At 58.1% G+C, this 13035-nt stretch carries 9 protein-coding genes; 8 read left to right on the top strand and 1 reads right to left on the bottom strand.

Annotated elements, in window-relative coordinates; genetic code table 11:
• Positions 1 to 179 precede the first annotated feature (179 nt).
• Positions 180 to 896 (top strand): SIMPL domain-containing protein, encoded by a 717-nt coding sequence (locus M5G26_RS00125; RefSeq protein WP_137219250.1) that lies wholly within the window; start codon positions 180 to 182, stop codon positions 894 to 896.
• A gap of 172 nt (positions 897 to 1068) precedes the next feature.
• Here M5G26_RS00125 and M5G26_RS00120 read toward each other — a convergent pair whose 3' ends face one another.
• Entirely contained in the window at positions 1069 to 1434 is a 366-nt protein-coding gene (locus M5G26_RS00120; protein ID WP_273914156.1) for a DUF6124 family protein, read from the bottom strand.
• A 906-nt stretch (positions 1435 to 2340) separates the two neighbouring features.
• Between M5G26_RS00120 and M5G26_RS00115 the strand changes: the two genes are divergently transcribed.
• The 7 genes from M5G26_RS00115 to M5G26_RS00085 all read left to right on the top strand — a co-directional run bounded on the left by M5G26_RS00115 (position 2341) and on the right by M5G26_RS00085 (position 13031).
• Complete coding sequence (locus M5G26_RS00115; RefSeq protein WP_273914155.1) at positions 2341 to 3942, top strand: ABC transporter substrate-binding protein; 1602 nt, start codon at positions 2341 to 2343, stop codon at positions 3940 to 3942.
• A gap of 260 nt (positions 3943 to 4202) precedes the next feature.
• A complete protein-coding gene (locus M5G26_RS00110; RefSeq protein ID WP_127925815.1) occupies positions 4203 to 5828 on the top strand; it encodes an ABC transporter substrate-binding protein in 1626 nt (541 codons plus the stop codon).
• Between the two features lie 300 nt (positions 5829 to 6128).
• Positions 6129 to 7727, top strand: a complete 1599-nt coding sequence (locus M5G26_RS00105) for an ABC transporter substrate-binding protein (protein ID WP_150691847.1) — start codon at positions 6129 to 6131, stop codon at positions 7725 to 7727.
• Positions 7728 to 7903: 176 nt separating this feature from the next.
• Positions 7904 to 9340 carry an OprD family porin gene (locus tag M5G26_RS00100; RefSeq protein ID WP_123594510.1) on the top strand — a complete coding sequence of 479 codons (1437 nt, stop codon included), beginning with the start codon at positions 7904 to 7906 and terminating at the stop codon, positions 9338 to 9340.
• A 77-nt stretch (positions 9341 to 9417) separates the two neighbouring features.
• Positions 9418 to 11013: an ABC transporter substrate-binding protein gene (locus M5G26_RS00095; RefSeq protein WP_095049735.1), complete on the top strand. Its 1596-nt coding sequence runs from the start codon at positions 9418 to 9420 to the stop codon at positions 11011 to 11013.
• Between the two features lie 73 nt (positions 11014 to 11086).
• A complete protein-coding gene (locus M5G26_RS00090) occupies positions 11087 to 12097 on the top strand; it encodes an ABC transporter permease subunit (protein ID WP_007917620.1) in 1011 nt (336 codons plus the stop codon).
• A gap of 10 nt (positions 12098 to 12107) precedes the next feature.
• A complete protein-coding gene (locus M5G26_RS00085; protein ID WP_134174556.1) occupies positions 12108 to 13031 on the top strand; it encodes an ABC transporter permease subunit in 924 nt (307 codons plus the stop codon).
• The last annotated feature ends 4 nt before the right edge of the window (positions 13032 to 13035 follow it).

The following is a 13035-nucleotide window of genomic DNA, read 5'->3' as shown; positions in this document are numbered from 1 at the left end:
TTCGCGAGCAGGCTCGCTCCCACCTTTGAAATGCATTCCCCTGCTCGCGAATGGCTTCGCAGCCGCTACGGTCATCTGTATAGAAGTTGTAACTGGGCGAACCGGATCATAAAAGCTAGAGTCTGATGGTTTCACGCAGGCCCCCGAACCATCACCTGCGCCCTCATCAAGGAGCTTTCATGCACACATTCCGCCGCAGCGCCGCCCTTCTCGCCCTGACCGTCGGCAGCATCGCCAGCCTTCCGGCGCTGGCCGCCGATGAGCTGCACTACAACCAGATTTCCCTGCGCGCCGAAGTCAGCACGGAAGTCGCTCGCGACCTGATGATCGTCACCCTTTACACCGAAGAACAAAACACCGACCCGGCGAAACTCGCCGCCGACGTCAGCACCACCATGAACAAGGCCTTGGCCCAGGCCAAGCAAGTCAAAGACATCACCCTGCGCCAAGGCAGCCGCAACAGCTACCCGATCTACGACACCAAAGGCCAGAAGATCACCGGCTGGCGTGAGCGCGCCGAACTGCGCCTGGAAAGCGCCGACTTCGCCGCCCTGTCCAAACTCACCGGCGAACTGCTGGGCGACCTGAAAATGGGCGGCATGGACTTCGCCATCGCCGACCCGACCCGCAAATCCAGTGAAGACGCCCTGCTCAAAGAAGCCGTAACCGCCTTCAAGGCCCGCGCGCAACTGGCCACTGATGCACTGGGCGGCAAGGGTTACAAAATCGTCAACCTGAACCTCAACAGTAACGGTTATCCACAGCCGTACCTGCGCGCACCGATGATGATGAAAGCGGCGGCGATGGATTCGGCACCGGTTACGCCGGAAGTTGAAGCGGGCACCAGCCAAGTCAGCATGACGGCTGATGGCTCGATTGAAGTGTTGATGCAGTGATTTGATCTAGGCTGAATAAAAAACCGCCGATCGGTGAATGATCGGCGGTTTTTTTGTGCCCGCAAATTTTGTGTTGAATGTTCCGTCGCCATCGCGAGCAGGCTCACTCCTACAATTTGGAATGCATTCCCCTGTAGGAGTGAGCCTGCTCGCGATGAACGATAACGCGGTATCAAGTCTGCGGATCAACCCGATCCAGCGCCCGATTCACCGCCATCTCGGCCAGCATGATGATCTGCTGAATCGCCAACGCCGTATTACGCTCAGGCCGGCCAAGCTGATCGGCAAAGTTACCGGTTAACGTGTTCGCCGATGCCAGTGACTCACAGGCATGCGCCAGCAGACTTTCGGTGTCGATGTTCGGCTGGATCAGGAACATTGTGCTGGGTTGCCGGGGTTTGAGGGGCTCGGGGCTGAGGTAGAAATCCAGGGCGCGTTTGATGGCTTCGCGGGTTTTGATCTGATCGTCGGCGCGGATGGCGTCTTCGAGTGGGGTTGTGGATTCGAGGGGTGGATCGGGGACAATTTTATCTTTCATGAAAATCTGCTCGTCATTCGAGCCGCCCTCAGCCATTTCTCACGTGGCAAAGGGTGGCAGCTATGTGCGGAGTGAGAAACCGGTGAGCAGAAAACCGGCCAGACCGAAGTCTGCCCGCACACAGCCGCCATAAGGCATTGCGACAGCGAATAAGCCGGCCGCAATTATGGTCTTACTGGTGCTAGTTTCAAGCTCGGCGGGTTCTCACACCCGATCACTGAACATTCAGCGACAACCAGAGCCTAGAGAGCGCACGTCCGACGGACAACCTGAAAACCTTGTGGGAAGGTTCTGGTTATTTGACACAAATTTAAACAGCCAAAAGCCAACCCTCACCCTAGCCCTCCCGAAACGTCGGACCGCCCGTAGGGAGAGGGGACTGACCGAGGTGTTTGGCAGAGCTACGCCGACGTGCGATACCGCGTTGAACTCAGATTCTGAGAGGCCCACCATCGGCTCCCTCTCCCTCGGGAGAGGGCTGGGGTGAGGGGCAGCAACAACGCAAATCAAAAGCCGCACACCCACGCTCTTCACCACTCAATAGGCCGAGTGTCAGCTCGCCTGCTCTTGATCTTGATCCACGGGCGACGTCGGAAGGCTGAGTGGAGGGATTGATCCGGGGGTGGGAGCGCAGCGACCGTTTGGCGCGAAGGAACCCCGAGCCCCAGCGAGCGGGCCGCACGTAGGAGCAAGCCTTTTTGGTTACTTTTTCGGCGTCTGGAAAAAGTGACCCGCCGTAAGGGCGGAACCCTAAGCAGCCATAACCGAAGCAACGGATATGCACCCAATAAAAAACGCCCAGATATACCGAGATAGACACTCCCCCGAGAAAAACGATATTTCCGATACCCCGCTATTCCCCGCTAACCTCAACCAACAACCACCTCCAATCTTCCCGGGGATTCCATGCCAAGATTCACCCTAAAACCGCTCCTGATCTCCCTGGCCCTGGCCACAACCGCCCCACTAGCCAACGCCGCCACAACCCTGGTCTACTGCTCCGAAGCCAGCCCCGCCGGCTTCGACCCCAGCCAATACACCAGCGGCACCGACTTCGACGCCTCCGCCGAAACCGTCTTCAACCGCCTCACCCAATTCAAACGCGGCGGCACCGACATCGAACCCGGCCTGGCGACAAAATGGGACATCTCCCCGGAAGGCCTGCAATACACCTTCCACCTGCGCCAAAACGTAAAATTCCACACCACCGACTACTTCAAACCCACCCGAGACTTCAACGCCGACGACGTGCTCTTCACCTTCCAGCGCCTGCTCGACCCGGACAACGCCTTCCGCAAGGCCTACCCCGCCGAGTCCCCCTACTTCACCGACATGGGCCTCAACACCACGATCAAATCGGTCGAAAAACTCGACGACAACACCGTGCGCTTCAACCTCAACAACGTCGACGCCGCCTTCGTGCAAAACCTCGCCATGAGCTTCGCCTCGGTGCAATCGGCCGAATACGCCGCCCAACTGTTGAAGGAAGGCAAAGCCGCCGACCTCAACCAGAAGCCGATCGGCACCGGCCCGTTCGTGTTCAAGCGCTATCAGAAGGATTCACAAATCCGCTACGCCGCCAACACGGCCTACTGGAAACCCGAAGACGTCAAAATCGATAACCTGATTTTCTCGATCACTCCCGACGCCGCCGTGCGCCTGCAAAAACTCAAGGCCGGCGAATGCCAGGTCAGCGGCTATCCACGCCCGGCCGACATCGAAGTGATGGAAAAAGACCCGAACCTGCGCGTGCTCAAACAAGCCGGTTTCAACCTCGGCTTCCTCGCCTACAACACCACCCATGCACCTCTCGACCAGCTCAAAGTGCGGCAGGCGCTGGACATGGCTATCGACAAACCAGCGATCATCAAAGCCGTCTACCAAAGCGCCGGCCAGTTGGCCCAAAACGCCTTGCCGCCGGCGCAATGGTCGTATGACCCGAACATCAAGGACGCGCCCTACGACCCGGCAAAAGCAAAGGTGCTACTGAAAGAAGCAGGGGTTGCGCCGGGTACAACCATCAACCTTTGGGCGATGACAGTGCAGCGCGCTTCGAACCCGAATGCGCGCATGTCGGCGCAGATGATCCAGCAGGATTGGGAGAAAATCGGCATCAAGGCCAACATCGTCAGCTACGAATGGGGCGAGTACATCAAACGCGCCAAAAATGGCGAACACGACGCCATGATCTATGGTTGGACAGGTGACAACGGTGACCCGGACAACTGGCTTGGCGTGCTCTACAGCTGCGCGGCGGTAAAAGGCAGCAACTACGCCAAATGGTGCGATCCGGCCTACGACAAACTGGTGCAACAGGCCAAGTTATCCACGGATAAAGAGCAACGGGTAAAACTGTATCAACAGGCGCAACTGATCCTTAAACAGCAAGTGCCGATCACACCGATTGCCAACTCCACGGTGTTCCAGCCGCTGCGCAAGGAAGTCACCGACTTCCGGATCAGCCCCTTCGGTCTAACCCCCTTCTATGGCGTGGGTATAAATAAGTAACACCAAGCCCCAAGGCGGCGCGCACAAGGTGACCAGCGCACCGTTTTGGGGCTTCATTTGCACCGTAAAAACCACTCGCAAACGGTCAAATGCGTCAGAAGTTATACAGATGCGACATTAAGGTACGTTCGTGCCACGCTTTGAGGCCGGCAGTCACTCTGGATCTTGCAATGGGTATGGCCCCTGCATAAGTATCCGCAGGCACGACTCACGAGGTCGTACCTCACAACTAAAAAATGACAACAAATCATGAGGCCAACATGCTTAAACACGCGGTCATTCCGTTTTTAGTCGGCGCAGGCTTGTTAGCCTCCGCACCTTTCGCATCCGCTGCGACTAACCTGGTGTTCTGCTCCGAAGGCAGCCCGGCCGGTTTCGACCCAGGCCAGTACACCACCGGAACCGACTTCGACGCCTCAGCCGAAACCATGTTCAACCGTCTGACCCAGTTCGAGCGCGGCGGCACCGCCGTGATTCCTGGTCTGGCGACCAAGTGGGACATTTCCGATGATGGCCTGACTTACACCTTCCACCTGCGTGAAGGCGTCAAGTTCCACACCACCCCGTATTTCAAGCCGACTCGTGAGTTCAACGCCGACGACGTGCTGTTCACCTTCAATCGCATGATTAACAAGGATGACCCGTTCCGTAAGGCGTACCCGACCGAATTCCCGTACTTCACCGACATGGGGATGGACACCAACATCACCAAGATCGATAAAGTCGACGACCACACCGTCAAGTTCACTCTGAAAGAAGTCGACGCTGCGTTCATCCAGAACATGGCCATGAGCTTCGCCTCGGTACAATCCGCCGAGTACGCAGCGCAGCTGCTGAAAGAAGGCAAGGCTGCCGACATCAACCAGAAGCCGATCGGCACCGGCCCGTTCGTGTTCAAGAGCTATCAGAAAGATTCCAACATCCGTTACACCGGCAACAAGGACTACTGGAAGCCGGATGACGTGAAGATCGACAACCTGATCTTCGCCATCACCACCGACCCGTCGGTACGTATTCAGAAGCTGAAAAAGAACGAGTGCCAGGTCACCCTGTTCCCGCGTCCGGCCGACCTGAAAGCGCTGAAAGAAGACAAATCCCTGAAGATGCCTGACCAGGCTGGCTTCAACCTGGGCTACATCGCCTACAACGTGATGGACAAGGTCAAGGGCAGCAACGAGGCGAACCCGCTGGCTGACCTGCGTGTACGTCAGGCGCTGGACATGGCGGTGAACAAGCCACAGATCATCGACTCGGTTTACCAGGGCGCTGGCCAACTGGCCGTCAATGCCATGCCGCCGACCCAATGGTCTTACGACACCACCATCAAAGATGCCAAGTACGATCCCGAGAAAGCCAAACAGCTGCTCAAGGAAGCCGGCGTCAAGGAAGGTACCGAGATCGTGCTGTGGGCGATGCCGGTGCAGCGTCCATACAACCCGAACGCCAAACTGATGGCTGAAATGCTCCAGTCCGACTGGGCCAAGATCGGCTTGAAAGTGAAGATCACCAGCTACGAGTGGGGCGAGTACATCAAGCGCTCCAAAGGTGGCGAGAACCAGGCCATGATCATTGGCTGGAGCGGTGACAATGGTGACCCGGACAACTGGCTGAACGTGCTGTTCGGTTGCGACTCGCTCAGCGGCAACAACTTCTCCAAGTGGTGCGACAAAAAGTTCGACGGCCTCGTCAAAGAAGCCAAGCGCACAACCGACCAAGGTAAGCGCACCGAACTGTACAAAGAGGCACAACACGTCCTCAAAGATGCAGTCCCGATGACACCTATCGCTCACTCGACGGTGTACCAACCCATGCGCGCCAACGTGCAGGACTTCAAGATCAGCCCATTTGGCTTGAACTCCTTCTACGGCGTCAGCGTCAGCAAATAAGGCACTGCAACGGCGACGTTTTTGACGTCGCCGTTGTTTTACCTGCCGGGAAGTTAGGAAATTGCCTACAGCCAATTCCGCTGCGGATTACCACAGTGGTATAGGACGCGTCGCCTTTTCCTACGAGCTTTAAGGCATTTACGCATTTACTGCCAGGACCGCGGCCCCTACCGTCGGGTACTGACCAGTTTCTGTGTGGGCCACCGGTTTGCTGCACGTACTGGATTGAGCTAAATGCTGCCAAAACGTCTCCGGATGAGACGACGGCGCATTGAACAACACTAAAAAAGAGGGAGCGTCATGCGCCATACCTTGATTTTTTCCGCATTGCTGGGCGCCGGCCTGTTGGCCGCCTCGTCCGCCAGTTTCGCCGCCAGTAAAAGTCTGGTGTTCTGCTCTGAAGGCAGCCCGGCGGGTTTTGATACCGCGCAGTACACGACAGCGACCGATAACGACGCCGCCGAACCGCTGTACAACCGCTTGGTCGAGTTCGAAAAAGGCGCGACCAATGTCGTACCTGGCCTGGCAACCACGTGGGATATTTCCGAGGATGGTCTCAAGTACACCTTTCACCTGCGTGAAGGTGTGAAATTTCATACAACGCCGTACTTCAAACCGACCCGCGATTTCAACGCCGATGACGTGCTGTTCACGTTTAATCGCATGCTCGATGCACAGCAACCTTTCCGTAAGGCTTATCCAACCGAGTTCCCGTACTTCAACGGGATGAGCCTGAACAAGAACATCGCCAAGGTCGAGAAGACCGGGCCGCTGACCGTGGAGTTCACGCTCAACAGCGTCGACGCCGCGTTCATTCAGAACATCGCCATGAGCTTCGCCGCCATCCTGTCCGCCGAATACGCCGACAAACTGCTGGCCGAAGGCAAGCCGAGCGACATCAACCAGAAACCGATCGGCACCGGGCCGTTCGTGTTCAAGAGTTATCAGAAAGACTCGAACATCCGTTACACCGGTAATAAACATTACTGGGATCCGAGCCGGGTCAAACTCGATAACCTGATCTTCGCGATCAACACCGACGCCTCGGTACGTGTGCAGAAGCTCAAGGCCGGCGAATGCCAGATCACCCTGCATCCGCGCCCTGCCGATGTTGAAGCGCTGAAGGCCGACCCGAAACTGCAACTGATCTCCAAGCCGGGTTTCAACCTCGGCTACATTGCCTACAACGTCCGCCACAAGCCATTCGACCAGCTCGAAGTGCGCCAGGCGCTGGACATGGCGGTGAATAAACAAGGAATTCTCAACGCTGTTTATCAAGGCGCCGGCCAACTGGCCGTCAACGCCATGCCACCGACCCAGTGGTCCTACGACGACAGCATCAAAGACGCCGCCTACAACCCGGAAAAAGCCAAAGAGCTGCTCAAGGCTGCCGGTGTCAAAGAAGGCACCGAGATCACCCTGTGGGCGATGCCGGTGCAGCGTCCATACAACCCGAACGCCAAACTGATGGCCGAAATGCTTCAGGCGGACTGGGCCAAGATCGGTCTGAAGGTGAAGATCGTCAGCTACGAATGGGGCGAGTACATCAAGCGCACCAAAAATGGCGAGCATGACATCAGCCTGATCGGCTGGACCGGTGACAATGGCGATCCGGACAACTGGCTCGGCACGCTGTACAGCTGCGATGCCATCGGCGGCAACAACTACTCCATGTGGTGCGATCCGGCTTACGACAAGCTGATCAAACAGGCCAAGGTCGTCACCGACCGCGACCAGCGCACCGTGCTCTACAAACAGGCCCAGCAATTGCTTAAACAGCAAGTGCCGATCACGCCTGTCGCCCACTCGACGGTCAACCAACCGTTAAGCGCCAGAATCGAGGGCTTCAAAGTCAGCCCGTTCGGTCGCAACGTGTTCTCGGGTGTCGGTATCGATTAAACCAACCGTTTTAGCCGCAACGCTGGGGGGCACTGTCTAGCCCCTCACGCAAGCGCTTTGCCGAAATTCGCCAATCCGGCCTTTGGCAAACGTTTGCGATGTGTGAATGAGTTCTAAACCAATAACCGGCATACCAAAAAAAGCCGGCATAAAAAGAAAGTAAAGGAGCTTCACCCATGAAACTGAGCAGCACCGCGATACTGGCCCTGGCCATCAGCAGCATCACCGCCACGGCTTATGCGGAAACCCAAAGTCAGGCGTTCACCCCGGTGACCGTCAACACCAAGAGCGCCCAGGCTGAGGCCACCGGCTTCGTCGAAGGACAGTCGATCACCGGTACCACGCGTAACTGGTACGCCAACGAACAACTGAAGCGTGGCGGCAAGTTCGCCTACAAGAAGAATGGTTCGCTGGCCGAAACCGACCGCCGGATCAACTGGGTTCAGGGCACCATCGTCAAGTACAACTCGGGCTTCACCGAGGGCACCGTAGGTTTCAGCACTGAAGTGGCAGCCTATAACGCGATCGCCCTGGAGCGTGACCGCGAGAACCTCGCGGCCGGTAACGGTGGCGCGCCAAAAACTGGCACGGCGTCGGGTAACAACCGTACGCTGACGCACAAGGGCAGCGGTGATGCGGTCGATCAGTGGAGCAAGCTGGGCCTGGCCAACATCAAGGCCCGCGTTTCCAACACCACTCTGACCGCCGGCCGCATGGGCTTCAGCAGCCCGCAAGTCGACGTGATCGGTAACCGTGCACTACCATCGAGTTTCGAAGGTATTTCCCTGCACAGTGAAGAACTGAACAACCTGTCTTTCGACCTAGCCACTTTCGACCGTGTTTCGCCACGTTCGGAACAAAGCCTGCAGAAATTCCGTGCTGAATATGCCAACGGCCGTGTCGAATCCGACCACGTAAACACCGCCGGCATCACGTATCAGCCGCTCGAAAGCCTGAAAACCAGCCTGTGGGGCACTCAGGTCGAAGACCTGTGGAACCAGTACTACTTCGGTGCCACCCATGAATTGGGTGACAGCAGTGTCCTCGCCCTGACCACCGGCCTGAACTACTACAAGACCGTGGATGAAGGCAAAAAGCTGCTGGGCGATATCGACAACGATACTTACTCGCTGTCGTTCGGCCTGACTCACCAGGCCCACAACCTGACCTTCTCCTACCAGCAAGTGAACGGTAACGAGTACTTCGACTACCTGCACGAAACCAACGGCATCTACCTGGCCAACTCCCTGCTGTCGGACTTCAACGGCCCGAACGAGAAATCCTTCCAGGTTTCCTACGCCATCAACATGGCTGAATACGGCGTTCCAGGCCTGAAGTTCAACATCTACCAGGCGCGTGGCTGGGGCATCGACGGCACCCACTACAACGGCAACAAAGGCGTGGCAGGCAAGGGTTATGACGGCATCCAGGAACAGGATGGCGAACACCACTATGAATACGGTATCGGGGCGACCTATGCCGTACAAAGCGGTCCTCTGAAAGCCACCACCATTCGCGGCACTTACACCGCGCACCGTGCGAGCGAATTCCAGTCCGACGGCAGCATCAACGAGTTCCGTCTCGTGACCACGATTCCATTCAACATCCTGTAAAAACGCCAACCGACGGCTGACTCATGATGAGTCGGCCGTTCGGTTTTTTGTCTTCAACCGATTGCAGAGGGTTATCGATGAAAATGCTTCCCCTACGTGCGGCCATCGCGGCTGCGTTGCTGAGTGTCGCTGTTGGCGTCTCGGCCAAACCCTTGGTGGTCTGCACCGAAGCCAGCCCGGAAGGCTTCGATATGGTCCAGTACACAACTGCAGTCACGGCGGACGCTGTGGCCGAAACCATCTTCAACCGCCTGGCCGACTTCAAGCCCGGCACCACTGAAGTGATCCCGGCTCTCGCCGAGTCCTGGGACATCAGCGAAGACGGCCTGACCTACACGTTCCACCTGCGCAAAGGCGTCAAGTTTCACACCACCGAATATTTCAAGCCGACCCGCGACATGAACGCCGACGACGTGGTCTGGAGCTTCCAGCGTCAGCTGGACCCGAATCACCCATGGCACAAACTGTCGAGCGTGGGCTTCCCGTACTTTGAAAGCATGGGCTTCAAGGAACTGCTGAAAAACGTCGAAAAAGTCGACGACAACACCGTCAAGTTCACCCTGACCCGCCGCGAAGCGCCGTTCCTGGCCGACATCGCGATGGCGTTCTCCTCGATCTACCCGGCCGAATACGCCGATCAGTTGCTCAAGGCCAACAAGACCGGCGACCTCAACAACAAGCCGATCGGCACCGGCCCGTTCATCTTCCAGCGCTACGCAAAAGACGCTCAGGTGCGCTTCAAGGCCAACCCGGATTACTTCCGAGGCAAGGCGCCGGCTGACGCGTTGATCCTGGCCATCGCCACCGACAACAACGTGCGCCTGCAAAAGCTCAAGGCCAACGAGTGTCAGATCGCCCTGTATCCAAAACCGGACGACATCCCGAGCATCAAGAAAGACAGCAACCTGAAAGTCGATGAACTGGACGCGATGACCGTCTCGTACATCGCCATGAACACCCAGCACAAGTACATGAGCGACGTGCGCGTGCGCAAAGCCATCGACATCGCGTTCGACAAGGAAGCCTATGTCAACGCGCTGTTCGGCAAAGGCAATGCGTCGGTCGCGGTCAACCCGTACCCGCCGACCCTGCTCGGCTACAACCACGACCTGAAGAACCCGCCACGTGACCTCGACGCCGCCCGCAAGCTGCTCAAGGAAGCCGGGGTTCCGGAAGGCACCGTGTTTACCCTGTTTACCCGCAACGGTGGCGGTCCGACCAACCCCAACCCGATGCTCGGCGCGCAAATGATGCAGGCCGACCTGGCGAAAGTCGGGATCAAGATCGACATCCGCGTGATGGAATGGGGCGAAATGCTCAAACGCGCCAAGGCCGGTGAGCACGACATGGTGTCTGCCGGATGGGCGGGCGACAACGGCGACCCGGATAACTTCCTGACGCCTATGCTCAGTTGCGAAGCTGCCAAGAACGGCGAAAACTACGCACGCTGGTGCAACGAGAAATTCCAGGCACTGCTCGACGAAGCACGGGCTAAAGTTGATCCGGCCGAACGCGCGAAACTCTATGAGCAGGCTCAGGTCCTGTTTAATCAGGATCAACCGTGGATCAGCATGGCCCACACCAGGATGTTTACCGCAATGCGTAACAATGTAGAGGGCTATCACATCAGTCCTCTCACCACTAATAACTTCGCCACCACCCAGGTGAAGTAGATAAGAAACTCCCGGTGTCCCTGACCCCAGGGATGCCGGGTACGCCTAACCGGCTGATGAGGTACCACACACGATGTTTAGTTTTATTGCCCGCCGACTGGGGTTGTTGATCCCCACGTTTTTCGGCATCACCTTGCTGACTTTCGCGTTGATTCGCATGATTCCGGGCGACCCCGTGGAAGTGATGATGGGCGAACGTCGGGTCGACCCCGAAATGCACGCTCAGGCAATGGAACGCCTAGGTCTGAACAAGCCACTGTATGCCCAGTATCTGGACTACATCGGCAAACTGGCTCAAGGCGATCTCGGCGAATCCCTGCGTACGCGTGAAAGCGTGTGGACCGAGTTCACCTCTCTCTTCCCGGCGACCCTGGAACTGTCCATGGCCGCCCTGCTGTTCGCCGGCATTCTGGGGCTTCTGGCCGGGGTGATTGCGGCACTCAAGCGAGGATCATTGTTCGACCACGGGGTGATGGGCATCTCCCTCGCGGGCTATTCGATGCCGATCTTCTGGTGGGGCCTGATCCTGATCATGTTCTTCTCGGTGAGCCTGGGCTGGACCCCGGTTTCCGGGCGGATCGATTTGCTCTACGACATCGAGCCGCGCACCGGCTTCATGCTGATCGACACGCTGCTGGCCGATGACGTCGGTGCGTTCTTCGATGCCCTGCATCACCTGATCCTGCCGGCCATCGTGCTCGGCACCATTCCGCTGGCAGTGATCGCGCGGATGACCCGCTCGTCGATGCTCGAAGTGCTGCGCGAAGACTACATCCGCACCGCCAAGGCCAAGGGCCTGTCGCCGTCGCGCGTGGTGTTCGTCCACGGCCTGCGTAACGCACTGATTCCGGTACTCACCGTGGTCGGTCTGCAAGTCGGCACCCTGCTGGCCGGTGCGGTCCTGACTGAAACCATCTTCTCCTGGCCCGGCATCGGTAAATGGCTGATCGAAGCCATCGGCGCCCGGGACTACCCGGTTGTGCAAAACGGCATCCTGTTAATCGCCTGCCTGGTGATTCTGGTCAACTTCGTAGTGGACATCCTCTACGGCTTTGCCAACCCACGCATCCGTCATCAGCGCTGAGGTCCATACCATGAGCACTCCAACATCCTCAGTAGCCACCGCCGCCAACGCGGATCAAAGTCTGCTGTACCCGTCGCCGTACAAAGAATTCTGGCAAGCCTTCTCGAAGAACAAGGGCGCAGTTGCCGGCCTCATGTTCATGCTGCTGATCATCTTCTGCGCGCTGTTCGCGCCGTGGGTGGCGCCGCACAACCCGAGCGAGCAATACCGCGACTTCCTGCTGACGCCGCCGGCGTGGCTGGAAGGCGGGCAGATGCAATTCCTGCTCGGCACCGATGAACTGGGGCGTGACCTGCTGTCGCGTCTGATCCAGGGCTCGCGCCTGTCGCTGCTGATCGGTTTGTCGTCGGTAGTCATGTCGCTGATTCCGGGGATCCTGCTCGGTCTGTTCGCCGGTTTCTTCCCGAAGATGATCGGCCCGACCATCATGCGTCTGATGGACATCATGCTGGCCCTGCCGTCGCTGCTGCTGGCGGTGGCGATTGTCGCCATCCTCGGCCCTGGCCTGATCAACACCGTGATTGCGATTGCTGTGGTGTCCTTGCCGTCCTACGTGCGTCTGACCCGTGCTGCCGTGATGGGTGAACTGAACCGCGACTACGTGACCGCCGCCCGCCTGGCCGGTGCCGGTCTGCCACGTCTGATGTTCATCACCGTGCTGCCGAACTGCATGGCGCCGCTGATCGTTCAGGCAACTCTGAGCTTCTCTTCGGCGATTCTCGATGCCGCTGCACTGGGCTTCCTCGGCCTTGGCGTACAACCGCCAACCCCTGAGTGGGGCACCATGCTGGCCTCGGCCCGCGACTACATCGAACGCGCCTGGTGGGTGGTGAGCCTGCCTGGTTTGACCATTTTGCTCAGCGTGCTGGCAATCAACTTGATGGGCGACGGCCTGCGCGATGCGCTCGACCCGAAACTCAAGAACGCCGCCTGAGGAG

The organism is Pseudomonas sp. TNT2022 ID642 (assembly GCF_028656995.1).
In the GTDB taxonomy this organism is placed as follows: domain Bacteria; phylum Pseudomonadota; class Gammaproteobacteria; order Pseudomonadales; family Pseudomonadaceae; genus Aquipseudomonas.
The sequence above is the reverse complement of the archived record's forward strand: the minus strand, read 5'-3'. Positions and strand labels throughout refer to the sequence as shown.

What these genes read in the sequence shown, in the direction of transcription:
- M5G26_RS00125 (WP_137219250.1), top strand. Translation starts at nt 180, where the DNA reads ATGCACACATTCCGCCGCAGCGCCGCCCTTCTCGCCCTGACCGTCGGC.
- M5G26_RS00120 (WP_273914156.1), bottom strand. Translation starts at nt 1,434, where the DNA reads ATGAAAGATAAAATTGTCCCCGATCCACCCCTCGAATCCACAACCCCA.
- M5G26_RS00115 (WP_273914155.1), top strand. Translation starts at nt 2,341, where the DNA reads ATGCCAAGATTCACCCTAAAACCGCTCCTGATCTCCCTGGCCCTGGCC.
- M5G26_RS00110 (WP_127925815.1), top strand. Translation starts at nt 4,203, where the DNA reads ATGCTTAAACACGCGGTCATTCCGTTTTTAGTCGGCGCAGGCTTGTTA.
- M5G26_RS00105 (WP_150691847.1), top strand. Translation starts at nt 6,129, where the DNA reads ATGCGCCATACCTTGATTTTTTCCGCATTGCTGGGCGCCGGCCTGTTG.
- M5G26_RS00100 (WP_123594510.1), top strand. Translation starts at nt 7,904, where the DNA reads ATGAAACTGAGCAGCACCGCGATACTGGCCCTGGCCATCAGCAGCATC.
- M5G26_RS00095 (WP_095049735.1), top strand. Translation starts at nt 9,418, where the DNA reads ATGAAAATGCTTCCCCTACGTGCGGCCATCGCGGCTGCGTTGCTGAGT.
- M5G26_RS00090 (WP_007917620.1), top strand. Translation starts at nt 11,087, where the DNA reads ATGTTTAGTTTTATTGCCCGCCGACTGGGGTTGTTGATCCCCACGTTT.
- M5G26_RS00085 (WP_134174556.1), top strand. Translation starts at nt 12,108, where the DNA reads ATGAGCACTCCAACATCCTCAGTAGCCACCGCCGCCAACGCGGATCAA.